The sequence below is a fragment of the Pseudomonas sp. EB271-G4-1 genome, from assembly GCF_058791355.1.
Map to the genome: position 1 here is coordinate 1 of NZ_JBYTEO010000102.1, position 14,897 is coordinate 14,897.

Here is a 14,897-nt window from a genome sequence, read left to right on the forward strand (position 1 = left end):
GCCGCAGGCTGCGATCTTTTGATTTTTCAAGATCAAAAGATCGCAGCCTGCGGCAGCTCCTACAGAGGGAGACCGTGTTTCAGGCGAGGATTTCAAACGCCGTACTGGCCAGCCGCTCGCCATTCACCAACACATGTACCGCATGCTTGCCCGCGTAATGCCGGCGGGTGGTCAGTTCCTTGATGTGTTGGCCGCGGGTGATCGGTTGTGTGGCGTTGCCTGGTAGCGTCAAGGCCTTGAGCTTGAAGACCTTGGCCGAGGTGCTGCCGTTGGCCTTGACGTAGTCGATGGCGTAATCGATCACCAGGCGCTGGCTGTTGTGTACCGTGGACTTGACCGCAAAGGACAGGGTGATTTTTTCGCCGAGCCCGATCACCGGCGGATTGACCTGCACATCGATGATCTGGACTTCAGGTTTGCCGCCCGCGCCAATGATAGCCAGGGCGCGCAGGTTGCCCTGTTTGATCAGGCTGCGCAGGGCATGCCTGGCGATCCAAGCGGTGTGCGGGTTGTCCAGCGACCAGCCCTCGATCAGGTCCAGTACCCACTCGGGCTGGTCCTTGGTGATGTCATTGAGGTGATTGGCCACGGACTTGCGCACGTAAAGGCTGGGGTCGGCCTTGAGGTTGTCGAGGATCCCGGCGGCCAGTCGCGGGTCGGCCTGGACCGGCTCCAGGCGAAACGACCAGGGCAGGCGCGGCCGGCAACCTTCGCTGGCGAGGCGCCGGACATGTTCGTTGGCGTCCAGCGACCAGTCATGCATCAATTGCAGCGAGCGTTGCAAATCGTCGCGCAGGAAATGGCGGATGGCGAACTCCGAGGAACCGAATGCGGTGAAGTACTTGAGCGCCTCCATCGACAGTTCGAACCGCTCCGCGCCATAGGTCGCCACGTAATGCGGCAGGCACATGCTGACAAAACCGCTGTTGAGGCGAGGGGCGAGGGCGCGCAGTACTTCCAGCGATGCTTCATAACCCAGCGGCAATACCGCGTGCAAGCATTCGCTGACGCGGGCCAGGCGCCGCATCACCGACAATTCGGCCAGGTCATGGTTGGCCAGTTTCAGGAAACCCTTGGCGTCGAAGTCGGGATACACCGCCGTCATCTCGGCGGCGATGTGCCGCAGGCGCTCGGCGTTGAAGATTTCCTTGAGAGCGGTGTCGCCAGCCATGTTGGAGTCCGTGTGTGATAGGGGCGGGGTGCCGGCCAGGAGGCCGGCACATTCATCTCAACCGTTCTTCGCCTGCTCTTCCAGCTGGTCCGATTCGAATAACCGTGCCAGTTCCGCCCGCGCTTCCTGCGCCGTCTGCTTGACCTTCACCGCGTCGTCGTAGATCGCGTGCTGGGCTTCGAGCACCTGTTCGTCGTGATGCTTGAAACGCTTGATCCGTGCATCGGCCTGTTCGGGCGTCAGTCCCAGGCCGATCAATGTCTGCCGGCTCATTTCCAGACTGGAGTAAAAGGTTTCGCGCACGGCGTGGGCGCCCAGGTCCACCAGGCGATGCACATGCTGGCGGTTGCGGGCGCGGGCAATGATCTTGATGTGCGGATAGAGCTTGTGCACCAGTTCGGCGGTCTTGATGTTGGTGTCCGGGTCGTCGGTGGCGATGACGAAGAACTCGGCATCCGCAACCTTGGCCGCGCTGAGGATTTCCGGACGCATCGGGTCGCCGTAATACACCGGTACGCCGCCGAAGCTGCGCGACAGTTCGATGGTTTCCACCGAGGTGTCGAGGGCCACGAACTTGATGTTCTGAGCCCGCAGGATACGCGCGACGATCTGCCCCATACGGCCCATGCCGGCGATCACCACACGGGGCTCATCGGCGTCGATTGCGCGAAATTGCTCCGGAACCACCACCGGTTGCACCTTCGGGCTAACCAGTCGGGCGCACAACAACATCAACAGGGGCGTCAACGCCATCGACAGGGTGATCGCCAGCACCAGCAAGTCGTACAGGCGTGGATCGAACAAACCATGATCACGGCCGATCTTGAACACCACAAAGGCAAATTCACCACCCGCCGCCAGCACGATGCCCAGGCGAATGGCGCTGATCTTGTTCAAACCGCCGGCCAGGCGGCCGACGACAAACAGCAACGGCAGCTTGACGGCGATCAGCAGCAGGGTCAGCCCCAGCACCACGATGGGCTCACGCAGCAGCAGGCCGAGGTTGGCGCCCATGCCGACACTCATGAAGAACAGCCCCAACAGCAGGCCCTTGAAGGGTTCGATCTGTGCTTCCAGCTCGTGCCGGTATTCGGAGTCTGCCAGCAGCAGGCCGGCAAGAAATGCACCGAGGGCCATGGAAATACCGGCCAGGTCCATCAGCCAGGCGGTGCCCATCACCACCAGCAACGCGGTCGCGGTGGACACTTCCGGCAAGCCGGTCTTGGCGACCACGCGAAACACCGGACGCAGCAAGTAGCGTCCGCCGATCACCACAATGGCAATACTGACCAGCACACGCAGGCCCTGGTTGACATCGTCGACCGCGCTGACGTTTGCGCTACTGCCTGCCAGCAGCGGCACCATGGCGATCAGCGGGATCGCGGCGATGTCCTGGAACAGCAGGATCGCGAACGCCAGGCGGCCGTGGGGGCTGGTCAGTTCCTTGCGCTCGGCCAGGCTTTGCAGGCCGAAGGCGGTGGACGACAGGGCCAGGCCCAGGCCCAGCACGATCGAGGTGTTCAGCGGTTGCCCGAAGACATACAGCGCCAATACACCCAGCAGCGCACCTGTCAGCAGTACTTGCGCCAGACCGACGCCGAACACCGCCTTGCGCATCACCCATAAGCGCCGTGGCGACAACTCCAGACCGATGATGAACAGCAGCAACACCACGCCGAGTTCAGAGATGTGCGCGACACTTTCCGTATTGCCGATCAGGCCCAGCCCCGAGGGGCCGATGATCACGCCGGCAAACAGATAACCCAGCACCGCGCCCAATTGCAGGCGCTTGGCCAGGGGAACGGTGAGTACGGCGGCGAGCAGAAATACGACTGCGGCTTGCAACAGACTGCCTTCATGGGGCATTAGAAAAACTCCATCAACTCGGTACGGCGGGTCGACAAGGATAAAGGCTGGCCTGGGTTCAAGGCTATCGCGCAAAACAGTTGTCGAGCGGACATCGCCGTCGCACTACAGCAATTCGCCCAGGTCCCAGAGCCGTACAAGCTCAGCGGGGGCCTGGTTTTCCGGCACTTTCAGCACCATTTGGTCGTCCTGTTCGCCTGCGCGGTAGTGCAGCTCGATCTGGTAAAAGCGCTGATCCCCCCCACCCGAGGCCGAGCTGTCCAGCGGCAAGCACCCTTCGAGCAGGCCACAGAGGCGCGAACGCTGCTCGAGATCGCATTGCGCGAATTCGATTTCCCGGGGGCGCGTCAGGGCCTGGATTGCGGCAAAGCCACCTTGGCGAGACAGGCGCACAACGGCCCGGTCGTCCAGTGTCGGCAGGGTTTTCATGGTGCCTCCTGCGTCGTCTCGACGCCTACTTGTGACCAGCCGCGCTGCACCACCCGCGCTTCATTGGCGCTGAAGCGCCGACGCGCATGCTCCACGGTGAGTTTTGCAAAGGCACTGAATGACGTCTCATGACTCAAGCGCTTGTCACACAGTGCGTCGTACCAGATGAGCCCGGCTGTTTCCCAGGCGAATCCACCCAAGGCCTTGGCGGCCAGGTAAAACGCCCGATTGGGAATGCCGGAATTGATGTGCACGCCGCCATTGTCCTCCTGGGTGATCACGAATTTGCGCATGTGGTCCGGTTGCGGGTCCTTGCCCAGCAGTGGGTCGTCATAGGCGGTGCCCGGGTGGGCCATCGAGCGCAAACCGACGCCCTTGATCCGCGGGGTCAGTAAATCCGCGCCGATCAGCCAGTCCGCCTGGTCGGCGGTGTGCCCCAGCAGGTATTGCTTGGTCAGCACGCCAAACACATCCGACAGCGATTCATTCATCGCCCCGGACTGGTCGGCATACACCAGGCCCGCTTCGCTCTCGACCACGCCGTGGGTCAGCTCGTGCCCGACCACGTCCAGCGAGCGGGTGAAGCGCTGGAAGATTTCCCCATCGCCGTCACCGAAGACCATCTGCGATCCGTTCCAGAAGGCGTTCTCATAGTCCTGGCCATAATGCACGCTGCCGATCAGGGCGAAACCCTTATCGTCGATGGAGTCGCGGCCCAACACTTTCCAAAAGAAATCGTAGCTGGCCCCCAGCGCGTCGTAGGCCTCATCGACCGCCGGATCACCGCTCGGCGCCTGGCCTTCGAGGCGCACCGGCATGCCGGGCAGGAGCATCTTGCCCTGGGCATCATGCACGCTGCGCTGTACCTGGCCACGTTTGGAGGTTGCCGGCAGGATCGCGGCGGCAGCTGGACGCACCGGTGGGCCAGGCGTATGCCGAAGGGTACGCACATGGGCCAGTGTGCTCATTGCGCTGGAACGCTGGTGTTCAGATCCATGCGCGACGATACGGTGCAGAATGTAGGGCGGAATGAAACTGCGCAGGTCAGTCATCAGAGCATCCTTTCTGAGCGCGAAGTCGATACTTATGTGAGCGGCGCAGGGGTATTCGGTTCCGCCGGTTGCCATTGGCAGCAGTTTCTGCGAAAACCTGCGTCCGCGCCCGCAAGTCCAGGGCACTGTAGATGAGTTAAGAACATGAACGACGAACTGCAAATCATTGATCTTGAACCGGGTGACGGCAAGGCCGTCGTCAAAGGCGCACTGATCACCACCCAATACCGCGGCTGGCTGGAGGACGGTAGCGAATTCGACTCTTCCTACAGTCGAGGCAAGCCGTTCCAGTGCGTGATCGGCACCGGTCGGGTGATCAAGGGTTGGGACCAGGGCCTGATGGGCATGCAGGTCGGTGGCAAGCGCAAATTGCTGGTCCCGGCGCACCTGGCCTATGGCGAGCGTACGATGGGCAAGATCCCGCCGAATTCGAACCTGATATTCGAGATTGAATTGCTGGAAGTGCTGACGCGGGACGATTGAGTGCGGAACATGGAAACACGAACGCCGATCCGTTGAGACCGTTTGTATCCCTGTAGGGGAAAGAGCCAAAAAAAACGCCGCCCTCGAATTCGGGGGCGGCGCTTTTTTATTGCAGTGGACGTCAGGTCAAACCTTGACGATCCAGCCCGCTGGCGCTTCGACGTCGCCAGTTTGCACGCCGGTCAGCTCTTTGTAGAGCTTCTGGGTGATCGGGCCGACTTCGGTTTCGCTATGGAACACGTGCAGGTGGTCGTTGTAGCTGATGCCGCCGATTGGCGTGATCACGGCGGCGGTACCGCAAGCGCCGGCTTCCTTGAAGTCCGACAGCTTGTCGATGAACACGTCACCTTCGATCACTTCCAGGCCCAGGCGCGTTTTAGCCAGCTCAATCAGCGACAGGCGGGTGATGCCCGGCAACACCGACGGCGAGTTCGGGGTCACGAACTTGTTGTCGTGGGTGATCCCGAAGAAGTTGGCCGAACCGACTTCTTCGATTTTGGTGTGGGTCATCGGGTCCAGGTAGATGGCGTCGGCGAAGTGCGCCTTCTTGGCCTGGGAGCCTGGCATCAGGCTGGCGGCGTAGTTGCCACCGACCTTGGCTGCGCCCGTGCCTTGCGGGGCCGCGCGGTCGTAGCTGGAGATCAGGAAGTTGTGCGGGGTCAGGCCGCCCTTGAAGTAGGCGCCGACCGGGATGCAGAAAATCGAGAAGATGAACTCGGGTGCGGTACGCACGCCGATGTTGTCACCCACGCCGATCACGAACGGACGCAGGTACAGCGCGCCGCCGGTGCCGTAAGGCGGGATGAAACGCTCGTTGGCGCGCACCACTTCCTTGCACGCTTCGATGAACTGCTCGGTGGACACCTGTGGCATCAGCAGGCGCGCGCAGCTGCGTTGCATGCGTGCGGCGTTCTGGTCCGGGCGGAACAGGTTGATCGAACCGTCCTTGCAGCGGTAGGCCTTCAGGCCCTCGAAGCATTGCTGGCCATAGTGAAGGGCCGTGGAGCCTTCGCTGATGTGCAGCACATTGTCTTCGGTCAGGGTGCCTGCGTCCCACTCGCCATTACGCCAGTGCGACAGATAGCGCTTGTCGGTCTTGATGTAGTCAAAACCCAGCTTGTCCCAATTGATGCTTTCGTTACCCATGACACCCTCTATCACTTAACAACCGCCGAAACGGTTCAATGTTTCTGACGTTTTCTGGATGGGGACAACAATACTTCATTCCGGACCCATTTCGCAGCCCGGATTTGATCGTTCCCACGCAGAACGTGGGAACGATCATGCGTGGGGGTCACAGATGCAGTGCGTGGCCAAGCGCCCGCAACGCCGCTTCCTGCACCGCCTCGCCCAGCGTTGGATGCGCATGAATAGTGCCGCCGATGTCTTCCAGCCGCGCACCCATTTCCAGGCTTTGCGCGAATGCCGTGGACAATTCGGAGACGCCGACGCCCACCGCCTGCCAGCCAACGATCAGATGATTGTCCCGACGAGCGACCACGCGCACGAAGCCGCTCTTGGACTCCAGCGTCATTGCCCGGCCATTGGCGGCGAACGGGAAGTTCGACACGATGCAGTCAAGACCTGCCGCCTTGGCCTCGTCCGGGGTCTTGCCGACCACCACCAGTTCCGGGTCGGTAAAGCAGACGGCGGCGATGGCGGCGGGGTTGAACTCGCGGTGCTTGCCGCTGATCAGTTCGGCCACCATCTCGCCCTGGGCCATGGCCCGGTGGGCGAGCATCGGCTCGCCACTGAGGTCGCCGATGGCGTAGACGTTGCGCATGCTGGTCTGGCAACGGTGATCGATCTTGATCGACGCGCCGTTCATCGCAAGGTCCAGCGTTTCTAGGTTCCAGCCCTCGGTGTTTGGCTTGCGACCCACGGCCACCAGTACCTGATCGGTCTCCAGGTTCAGGATGCCGCCATCCGGGTCGCGTACTTGTAAGGTATTTGCTGATGAATCAAAGCCTTGCACGCTATGCTTCAAGTAAAGTTTCACGCCAAGTTTCTTCAATTCGTCGTGCACGGGCTGGGTCAGTTCGCCGTCGTAGGCCGGCAGGATGCGTTCCTGGGCCTCGACCACGCTGACGTCGGCACCGAGCTTGCGATAGGCAATCCCCAGTTCCAGGCCGATGTAGCCGCCACCCACCACGACCAGGCGTTTGGGCACGGATCTCGGTGCCAGCGCTTCGGTGGAGGAGATGATCGGCCCGCCAATCGGCAGCATCGGCAAGTTCACGCTTTTGGAGCCAGTGGCCAGCACCAGGTGCTCGCACTGGATGCGCGTGTCGCCGACGTCGACGGTTTTGCCGTCGACGACCTTGGCCCAGCCTTGAACGACCTGGACCTTGTTCTTTTTCAGCAGGGCGGCGACACCGGTGGTCAGGCGGTCGACGATACCGTCCTTCCATTCCACGCTTTTGCCGATATCCAGGGTCGGCGCCGAAACGCTGATACCCAGGGCCGAGTGCTGGTTGTGCTGTTGCGTCTGGTGGAACTGTTCAGCCACGTGAATCAGTGCCTTGGACGGAATGCAGCCGATGTTCAGGCAAGTGCCGCCCAGGGATTGGCCTTCCACCAGGATGGTCGGAATGCCCAGTTGGCCAGCACGGATCGCGGTCACATAGCCGCCAGGGCCGCCGCCGATGATCAGCAGCGTAGTGTGCAAAGTTTGCATGGTGCTCTCCGGCAAAAATCAGTCCACAAACAGGGTGGCGGGTTGTTCGAGCAGGCCACGGACGGCCTGGATGAATTGTGCCGCGTCCATGCCGTCGACCACCCGGTGATCGAAGGAGCTGGAGAGGTTCATCATCTTGCGGATCACGATCTGGCCTTTGATCACCATGGGCCTCTCGACGATTTTGTTCACGCCGACGATCGCCACTTCCGGCAGGTTCAGCACCGGGGTGCTGACGATGCCGCCCAGCGCGCCGAGGCTGGTCAGGGTGATGGACGAGCCGGACAGTTCGTCGCGGCTGGCCTTGCCGTTACGGGCGGCCGTGGCCAATCGGGCGATTTCAGCGGCACTGTCCCACAGGCTGCGAGCCTCGGCATGGCGAACCACGGGCACCATCAAGCCAATATCGGCTTGGGTGGCGATACCGACATGCACCGCGCCCAAGCGGGTGATGACCTGGGTTTCGTCATCGTAGCGCGCGTTGATCTGCGGGAAATCACGCAGGGCGACGACCAGGGCGCGCACCAGGAATGGCAGCAAGGTCAACTTGCCGCGGCTGGCACCGTGTTTTTCGTTGAGGTGCGCACGCAGTTCTTCCACGGCAGTGACGTCGATTTCCTCGACATAGCTGAAATGGGCCGCGCGTTGCGTGGCGTCCTGCATGCGCTGGGCGATCTTGCGCCGCATGCCGATCACCGGGATCTGTTCTTCGTCGTTGCGCTGGGCGTAAGCGCTGCTGACGGTTGAGGCATTCGACTGACCCTGGGCCAGATAGGCCTCGAGGTCTTCGTGCAACACACGACCCGCCGGGCCAGTGCCACGAACCAGGCGCAACTGGATACCGAGGTCCAGCGCATGCTTGCGCACCGCCGGGGAGGCCAGGGGACGCTCATCGGCTTCGCGGGCGACCATTGGCCCCTGGCAGGCGGCGGCTTTCGGTGCAGCGGCAGCGACCGGTTTGGTCTCCACCGTGGTTTCGACTTTCGGCGCAGCGACCGTTGCTTCTTTTACCGGTGCCGGTTGCGCAGACTCCCTGACGTTGCCCGCGCCTTCGACTTCGATGCTGATCAGCACGCTGCCGACCGCCATCACTTCACCTGGCTGACCGCCAAGGGCAATCACCTTGCCATGCACCGGCGACGGAATATCCACCATTGCCTTGTCGGTCATGACATCGGCCAGCACCTGATCTTCGACGACCATGTCGCCGACCTTGACGTGCCACTGTGACAACTCAACTTCTGCAATGCCTTCGCCAATGTCCGGCATCTTGATAACGTGCGTGCCCATTCAGACCTCCATGACCCGTTTCAACGCCGCGCCCACACGGGACGGCCCTGGGAAATACGCCCACTCTTGCGCGTGCGGGTAGGGGGTGTCCCAACCGGTGACGCGTTCGATCGGCGCTTCCAGGTGGTGGAAGCAGTGCTCTTGCACCAGCGCCGTCAGTTCGGCACCGAAACCGCAAGTACGAGTCGCTTCGTGGACGATCACGCAGCGCCCGGTTTTCTTCACGGACTTGACGATGGTTTCCAGGTCCAGCGGCCAGAGGCTGCGCAGGTCGATGACCTCGGCATCCACGCCGCTTTCCTCGGCGGCCACTTGCGACACGTACACGGTGGTGCCGTAGGTCAGTACCGTGACGTCCTTGCCCGGACGGGCAATGGCGGCGACATCGAGCGGCACGGTGTAATAGCCGTCTGGAACCTGGGCGGCGGGGTGTTTCGACCAAGGGGTTACCGGACGGTCGTGGTGGCCGTCGAACGGACCGTTGTACAGGCGCTTGGGCTCGAGGAAGATCACCGGATCATCGTTTTCGATCGAGGCGATCAGCAGGCCCTTGGCGTCGTAGGGGTTGGACGGCATGACGGTGCGCAGGCCGCACACCTGGGTGAACAGCGCCTCGATACTCTGGCTGTGGGTCTGGCCGCCGTAGATACCGCCACCGCAAGGCATGCGCAAGGTCAACGGCGCGGTGAATTCGCCAGCCGAGCGATAACGCAGGCGCGCGGCTTCGGAAATGATCTGGTCGTAGGCCGGGTAGACGTAGTCGGCGAACTGGATCTCCACCACCGGGCGCAGGCCGTAGGCGCCCATGCCTACTGCAGTGCCGACGATGCCGCTTTCGGAGATCGGCGCGTCGAACACCCGGGAGGTGCCGTACTTGGCCTGCAGGCCTTCGGTGCAGCGGAACACGCCGCCGAAGTAACCGACGTCCTGGCCGAACACCACGACGTTGTCGTCGCGCTCAAGCATCACATCCATGGCCGAGCGCAGGGCCTGGATCATGGTCATGGTGGTCGTGGTCATGGCGGTATCCAGCTGGATATTGTTGTTGTGATCGTTCATGTCAGATCCCCAGCTCTTGACGCTGGCGCTTCAAATGCTCCGGCATCTCTTTATAGACATCTTCGAACATGGTCGCGGCGCTTGGAATCTGGCCGCCGGCAAGGGTGCCGTACTGTTCGGCTTCTTTCTGCGCGGCGATCACCTCGGCTTCCAGTTCGGCGCTGACGGCGGTGTGTTCTTCTTCGGACCAGTGGCCAACCTTGATCAGGTGCTGCTTGAGGCGCGCGATCGGATCGCCCAACGGGAAGTGGCTCCAGTCGTCGGCAGGACGGTACTTGGATGGATCGTCCGAGGTGGAATGCGGGCCGGCGCGGTAGGTGACCCATTCGATCATGGTCGGGCCGAGGTTGCGGCGCGCGCGTTCGGCGGCCCAGGCAGAGGCGGCGTAGACCGCGTAGAAATCGTTGCCGTCGACCCGCAGCGAGGCGATGCCGCAACCGACGCCACGCCCGGCGAAGGTGGTGGCTTCACCACCGGCAATCGCCTGGAAGGTGGAGATGGCCCACTGGTTGTTGACCACGTTGAGGATCACCGGCGCGCGATACACGTGAGCGAAAGTGAGAGCGGTGTGGAAGTCCGACTCGGCGGTGGCACCGTCGCCGATCCAGGCCGAGGCGATTTTGGTGTCGCCCTTGATCGCCGAGGCCATGGCCCAGCCTACGGCCTGGACGAATTGGGTGGCGAGGTTGCCAGAGATGGTAAAGAAACCGGCATCTTTGACCGAGTACATGATCGGCAACTGACGTCCCTTGAGCGGATCGCGCTCGTTCGACAGCAGTTGGCAAATCAGGTCCACCAGCGGTACGTCGCGGGCCATCAGGATGCTTTGCTGGCGGTAGGTCGGGAAGCACATGTCGTCGATGTTCAAGGCCAGGGCCTGGGCGCTGCCGATGGCTTCTTCGCCGAGGCTCTGCATGTAGAACGACATTTTTTTCTGGCGCTGGGCGACCACCATGCGGTTGTCGTAGATCCGCGTCTTGAGCATGGCACGCATGCCTTTGCGCAGGATGTCCACCGGTACGCCTTCGGCCCACGGGCCCAAGGCATTGCCCTGGTCGTCGAGCACACGAATCAGGCCACGGGCCAGGTCTGCCGTGTCAGCCGGTTCAACGTCGATAGGGGGTTTGCGCACTGTGCCGGCGTCGGTCAGGTGCAGGTAGGAGAAGTCGGTTTTGCAGCCGGGGCGACCCGAGGGTTCGGGGACGTGCAGGCGCAGCGGTTCGTACGCTTGGTTCATGGCTTCTACGCTCGATCTTGTGAATTTCTTGTAGTGAGCTGACAGATTTCATTCGGTGGAAGAAATCTTGTCCTACAACAATCATAGGCCCGGCCAAGAAGAATATTTTTCTGTGTTTCGTTGCGTTCAAGGTCATTTCCAGATAAAAAATCTGCATAAACATAAAAAACAGGTGTTTTTGTCTCATGCGCAAACTGGACCGTACCGATATCGGCATTCTCAACAGTCTCCAGGAGAACGCACGCATCACCAACGCCGACCTGGCACGCTCGGTCAACCTGTCACCGACGCCATGCTTCAACCGGGTCAAGGCGATGGAGGAGTTGGGCTTGATTCGTGAGCAGGTGACCCTGCTGGACGCCGATCTGCTGGGGCTGCACGTCAATGTGTTCATCCACGTCAGCCTGGAAAAGCAGGTGGAGGAGGCGTTGCAGCATTTCGAAGAGGCGATCTCCGATCGGCCCGAGGTGATGGAGTGCTACCTGATGGCCGGCGATCCGGATTACCTGATTCGGGTGCTGGTGCCGACCATTCAGTCGCTGGAACGCTTCATGATGGATTTCCTCACCAAAGTCCCCGGCGTTGCCAATATCCGTTCGAGCTTTGCGCTCAAGCAGGTGCGCTACAAGACGGCGCTGCCGTTGCCTGCCAATGGCTTGACCTTAGGCACCTGATACGGTGCTCCTGCCTTGATCGTTCCCACGCTCCGCGTGGGAACGATCGAGGGGGGGGTCAGAACTTGTTCAGGGGGATTTTCAGGTAGACCACGCCATTGTCCTCCGCCGGCGGCAGGTTCCCCGCCCGCACATTGACCTGAATCGCTGGCAGCAGCAGCGTCGGCATGCCCAACCCGGCATCGCGTCGGGTGCGCATGTCGACGAACGCGGTTTCGTCGATGCCGTCGCGCACGTGGATGTTGCTCTTGCGTTGTTCGCCAACGGTGCTCATGCAGTGCGGTTCACGGCCCTCGGGCGGGTAGTCGTGGCAGACGAAGAGGCGCACGCTGGCAGGGAAGGCCAGCAGCTTGTGGATCGAGGCAAACATCTGATGGGCGTCGCCGCCAGGAAAGTCGCAGCGGGCGGTTCCGACGTCGGGCATGAACAGGGTGTCCCCAACCAGGATCGCGTCGCCGTCGACCAGGTAAGCCATGTCCGCCGGGGTATGGCCAGGTACATGCAAGGCGGTGGCCTTGAGGTTGCCGATGCGAAATGACTCGTTCGGGGCGAACAGGTGATCGAACTGCGAGCCGTCAATGCAAAACTCCGGCTCAAGGTTGAACAGGGTCTTGAACACGCCCTGCACCTTGCAGATCGACTGGCCGATGGCGATCTTGCCGCCCAGTTCCCGGCGCAGGTAAGGCGCGGCGGACAGGTGATCGGCGTGGGCGTGGGTTTCCAGCAGCCATTGCACCTGCAAGCGGTGCTCGCGCACGAAGGCGATGATCCGGTCGGCCTGCAGGGTGCCGGTCCGTCCGGCAGCCGGGTTGTAGTCGAGTACCGGATCGACGATCGCGCATTGTCCGCCATCGGTTTCGTAGATGACGTAACTGTAGGTTGACGAGGCGTCGTCATAAAAAGCTTCAATGAGGGCGGGCATGTGGGTTTTTTCTTCAGGGGCAAGTCATGAGGTTAGATTCATTTTCCCTGCGCTGACCAGCCCACGACACATTCAGTTGATGAAAAAAACGCTGCGGGCTCTATCCTGTCACTCTATCGATACCGGGCGTTCCCGGCCTTTGTCATGGATTACGAGCGTTCTATGTTGCTGGCGAGTTTTTTTGGTGTGGTCATGGGGTTGGTGCTCGGTTTGACCGGGGCCGGGGGCGGTATTCTTGCAGTGCCGGCGCTGGTGTTGGGGCTGGGCTGGAGCATGACCACGGCGGCGCCCGTCGCGCTGTTCGCCGTAGGCAGCGCAGCGGCGGTCGGTGCCATCGATGGCTTGCGCCATGGCCTGGTACGCTATCGCGCGGCGCTGTTGATTGCCTTGCTGGGCGCGATGTTTTCCCCGCTGGGCATCTACTTCGCCCATCGACTGCCGGAAAAAGTCCTGATGATCCTGTTCAGTCTGCTGATGGTCATGGTGGCTGCACGGATGTTGCGTCGCGAGCGCAAGGACCAGGGGCCCAGCGATCATGGTCACGCCAACTGGGGCCAGAAGAACTGCATGCTCGATCAGCAGACCGGGCGCTTTTCCTGGACCGCCAAATGCACTGCGACCCTCGCGGCCCTCGGTGCGGTGACCGGTGTAGTCTCTGGCTTGCTGGGTGTGGGCGGCGGGTTTCTGATCGTGCCGGCCTTCAAGCAGCTGACCGACGTGCAGATGCGCGGCATCATTGCCACGTCCCTGATGGTCATCAGCCTGATCTCGGCCATCGGCGTGATCGGCGCATTGCATGCCGGGGTGCGCATCGACGGGTCTGGCATGGCCTTTATCGCCGCCAGCATCGTGGGCATGATCATCGGCCGAAAGCTTTGCGCGCGAGTGCCGGCGCGGGCGCTGCAGGTGGGATTTGCGAGCATCTGCCTGGCAGTCTCCGCCTACATGCTATTGCGGGCAGGTCTCTGAATTCTTGTAGGAGCGAGCATGCTCCGGGCGGCGTACCGACGATGGAGGTCAACGATAACGCGGGAAGCCTGACACCCCGCGGCGTTCTTGGGTTCATCGCGAGCATGCTCGCTCCTACAAAGGGCGGTAATGCAGTGTGAAGGTCAATTCTGCCGATTGGCCCTGCTCCAGCAAACGCAACCCGGGCCGACTTGGCAAGTGGTGCGCGTTGACCGGGTGGCTGACCGGTTCGATGCAGAAAAAACCCAGTCCTGGCGGACAATAGAGCAGGTAGTAATCGCTGCCGGTGGCCTGGCATTCCAGCTCGTAACCAAGGTCGGGTTGCTGAATCAGGCAGTGGCCATCCCAGTTGCAGAAACCGTTGTCGACCAGTGTCTGGGGCAGGGCCTTGGGCTGCTGGAAATCCCATTCGGCAGGTAATGCACTCAGCCCGGTTGGTAGTCTGGTGGTGTCGCACAGCCACACTTGCCCGGCCTTTGCCTGTAATCGCGTGCCAGCGCTTCGGGGCAGATAAGGGTGCAGGCCCAAGCCATGCCAGGCCGCGTGTTCGGCCAGATGGGTAACGCTCAACTCGATACTCAGCTTGCCTTTATCGAGATGGAAACGTTGGCGGGCGCAATAGGCAAAGGGCTCGGTGCTATCGAGTTGCAGCACCACGTCGTTAGGCGTTTTGGAGACTACCTTCCAAGGCTGCTGCCAGGCGCTGCCATGAATCGGCAGAGGATCGGTGAGGCTATTGGGCGCCAGGGCCAGCCAGCCATCCGGGCAATCGAAGCCCCCTTCGGCAATGCGGTTGGACCACGGCACCAAAGGGAAGCAGCCCAGTTTGCCGGGAAGGCCCGTGTTCAATGCGTGCTCATCGGCGTGTCGCAACAACGGCTGGCCGGTGTGGCGCACGGACCAGTTGACGATGCTGCCGCCGAGTTCGGGGGCGAGGGTGAGGCGGGTGAATTCGTCTTCGAGTTCGAGCAATGTGGGTTTCATGTTCACCAGCGGTAAAGGGAATGCACGGATTGCCTTTGGAGGAGCCGGCTTGCTGGCGATGGCGCCCTTGAGAACGCCATCGCC

At 61.7% G+C, this 14,897-nt stretch carries 14 protein-coding genes; 3 read left to right on the forward strand and 11 right to left on the reverse strand.

The genetic code is table 11. From position 1 onward, the window contains the following. Nucleotides 1-79: 79 nt before the first annotated feature. The 4 genes from AC3WWR_RS29455 to AC3WWR_RS29470 all read right to left on the reverse strand — a co-directional run bounded on the left by AC3WWR_RS29455 (nt 80) and on the right by AC3WWR_RS29470 (nt 4,518). Nucleotides 80-1,171, reverse strand: a complete 1,092-nt coding sequence (locus AC3WWR_RS29455; protein WP_492599286.1) for a DNA alkylation repair protein — start codon at nt 1,169-1,171, stop codon at nt 80-82. A 57-nt stretch (nt 1,172-1,228) separates the two neighbouring features. Further along, nucleotides 1,229-3,037: a monovalent cation:proton antiporter-2 (CPA2) family protein gene (locus tag AC3WWR_RS29460; protein ID WP_020798530.1), complete on the reverse strand. Its 1,809-nt coding sequence runs from the start codon at nt 3,035-3,037 to the stop codon at nt 1,229-1,231. Between the two features lie 105 nt (nt 3,038-3,142). After that, nucleotides 3,143-3,466 carry a protealysin inhibitor emfourin gene (locus AC3WWR_RS29465; RefSeq protein ID WP_432669498.1) on the reverse strand — a complete coding sequence of 108 codons (324 nt, stop codon included), beginning with the start codon at nt 3,464-3,466 and terminating at the stop codon, nt 3,143-3,145. After that, a complete protein-coding gene (locus AC3WWR_RS29470) occupies nt 3,463-4,518 on the reverse strand; it encodes a M4 family metallopeptidase (protein ID WP_033045606.1) in 1,056 nt (351 codons plus the stop codon). The genes AC3WWR_RS29465 and AC3WWR_RS29470 overlap by 4 nt, the downstream gene beginning before the upstream one ends. Before the next feature lie 144 nt (nt 4,519-4,662). Between AC3WWR_RS29470 and AC3WWR_RS29475 the strand changes: the two genes are divergently transcribed. Beyond that, nucleotides 4,663-5,001, forward strand: a complete 339-nt coding sequence (locus AC3WWR_RS29475) for an FKBP-type peptidyl-prolyl cis-trans isomerase (protein ID WP_151142442.1) — start codon at nt 4,663-4,665, stop codon at nt 4,999-5,001. A gap of 126 nt (nt 5,002-5,127) precedes the next feature. On the opposite strand, the gene AC3WWR_RS29480 is transcribed toward AC3WWR_RS29475, so the two are convergent. The 5 genes from AC3WWR_RS29480 to AC3WWR_RS29500 all read right to left on the reverse strand — a co-directional run bounded on the left by AC3WWR_RS29480 (nt 5,128) and on the right by AC3WWR_RS29500 (nt 11,264). Beyond that, nucleotides 5,128-6,147 carry a branched-chain amino acid aminotransferase gene (locus AC3WWR_RS29480; protein WP_492599287.1) on the reverse strand — a complete coding sequence of 340 codons (1,020 nt, stop codon included), beginning with the start codon at nt 6,145-6,147 and terminating at the stop codon, nt 5,128-5,130. A gap of 148 nt (nt 6,148-6,295) precedes the next feature. Further along, a complete protein-coding gene (gene lpdA, locus AC3WWR_RS29485) occupies nt 6,296-7,678 on the reverse strand; it encodes a dihydrolipoyl dehydrogenase (protein ID WP_492599288.1) in 1,383 nt (460 codons plus the stop codon). Between the two features lie 18 nt (nt 7,679-7,696). Beyond that, complete coding sequence (locus AC3WWR_RS29490) at nt 7,697-8,968, reverse strand: dihydrolipoamide acetyltransferase family protein (protein ID WP_083348942.1); 1,272 nt, start codon at nt 8,966-8,968, stop codon at nt 7,697-7,699. Then, complete coding sequence (locus AC3WWR_RS29495) at nt 8,969-10,027, reverse strand: alpha-ketoacid dehydrogenase subunit beta (RefSeq protein ID WP_020798523.1); 1,059 nt, start codon at nt 10,025-10,027, stop codon at nt 8,969-8,971. 1 nt (nt 10,028) lies between these two features. After that, entirely contained in the window at nt 10,029-11,264 is a 1,236-nt protein-coding gene (locus AC3WWR_RS29500; RefSeq protein WP_083348943.1) for a 3-methyl-2-oxobutanoate dehydrogenase (2-methylpropanoyl-transferring) subunit alpha, read from the reverse strand. Nucleotides 11,265-11,449: 185 nt separating this feature from the next. Here AC3WWR_RS29500 and bkdR point away from each other — a divergent pair, with 185 nt between their 5' ends. Continuing rightward, a complete protein-coding gene (gene bkdR, locus AC3WWR_RS29505; protein ID WP_008059350.1) occupies nt 11,450-11,938 on the forward strand; it encodes a Bkd operon transcriptional regulator BkdR in 489 nt (162 codons plus the stop codon). A 58-nt stretch (nt 11,939-11,996) separates the two neighbouring features. On the opposite strand, the gene AC3WWR_RS29510 is transcribed toward bkdR, so the two are convergent. After that, nucleotides 11,997-12,860, reverse strand: a complete 864-nt coding sequence (locus AC3WWR_RS29510) for an MBL fold metallo-hydrolase (protein WP_020798309.1) — start codon at nt 12,858-12,860, stop codon at nt 11,997-11,999. A gap of 162 nt (nt 12,861-13,022) precedes the next feature. On the opposite strand from AC3WWR_RS29510, the gene AC3WWR_RS29515 reads away from it, so the two are divergent. Then, nucleotides 13,023-13,829, forward strand: coding sequence for a sulfite exporter TauE/SafE family protein (locus tag AC3WWR_RS29515; protein ID WP_020798310.1), 807 nt, complete (start codon nt 13,023-13,025; stop codon nt 13,827-13,829). Nucleotides 13,830-13,943: 114 nt separating this feature from the next. On the opposite strand, the gene AC3WWR_RS29520 is transcribed toward AC3WWR_RS29515, so the two are convergent. Then, a complete protein-coding gene (locus AC3WWR_RS29520) occupies nt 13,944-14,813 on the reverse strand; it encodes an aldose 1-epimerase (protein ID WP_432669500.1) in 870 nt (289 codons plus the stop codon). Between the last annotated feature and the right edge of the window lie 84 nt (nt 14,814-14,897).

Excerpts from the sequence above, each read along its gene's own strand:
- AC3WWR_RS29455 (WP_492599286.1), bottom strand. The coding sequence starts at position 1,171 with ATGGCTGGCGACACCGCTCTCAAGGAAATCTTCAACGCCGAGCGCCTG.
- AC3WWR_RS29460 (WP_020798530.1), bottom strand. The coding sequence starts at position 3,037 with ATGCCCCATGAAGGCAGTCTGTTGCAAGCCGCAGTCGTATTTCTGCTC.
- AC3WWR_RS29465 (WP_432669498.1), bottom strand. The coding sequence starts at position 3,466 with ATGAAAACCCTGCCGACACTGGACGACCGGGCCGTTGTGCGCCTGTCT.
- AC3WWR_RS29470 (WP_033045606.1), bottom strand. The coding sequence starts at position 4,518 with ATGACTGACCTGCGCAGTTTCATTCCGCCCTACATTCTGCACCGTATC.
- AC3WWR_RS29475 (WP_151142442.1), top strand. The coding sequence starts at position 4,663 with ATGAACGACGAACTGCAAATCATTGATCTTGAACCGGGTGACGGCAAG.
- AC3WWR_RS29480 (WP_492599287.1), bottom strand. The coding sequence starts at position 6,147 with ATGGGTAACGAAAGCATCAATTGGGACAAGCTGGGTTTTGACTACATC.
- lpdA (WP_492599288.1), bottom strand. The coding sequence starts at position 7,678 with ATGCAAACTTTGCACACTACGCTGCTGATCATCGGCGGCGGCCCTGGC.
- AC3WWR_RS29490 (WP_083348942.1), bottom strand. The coding sequence starts at position 8,968 with ATGGGCACGCACGTTATCAAGATGCCGGACATTGGCGAAGGCATTGCA.
- AC3WWR_RS29495 (WP_020798523.1), bottom strand. The coding sequence starts at position 10,027 with ATGAACGATCACAACAACAATATCCAGCTGGATACCGCCATGACCACG.
- AC3WWR_RS29500 (WP_083348943.1), bottom strand. The coding sequence starts at position 11,264 with ATGAACCAAGCGTACGAACCGCTGCGCCTGCACGTCCCCGAACCCTCG.
- bkdR (WP_008059350.1), top strand. The coding sequence starts at position 11,450 with ATGCGCAAACTGGACCGTACCGATATCGGCATTCTCAACAGTCTCCAG.
- AC3WWR_RS29510 (WP_020798309.1), bottom strand. The coding sequence starts at position 12,860 with ATGCCCGCCCTCATTGAAGCTTTTTATGACGACGCCTCGTCAACCTAC.
- AC3WWR_RS29515 (WP_020798310.1), top strand. The coding sequence starts at position 13,023 with ATGTTGCTGGCGAGTTTTTTTGGTGTGGTCATGGGGTTGGTGCTCGGT.
- AC3WWR_RS29520 (WP_432669500.1), bottom strand. The coding sequence starts at position 14,813 with ATGAAACCCACATTGCTCGAACTCGAAGACGAATTCACCCGCCTCACC.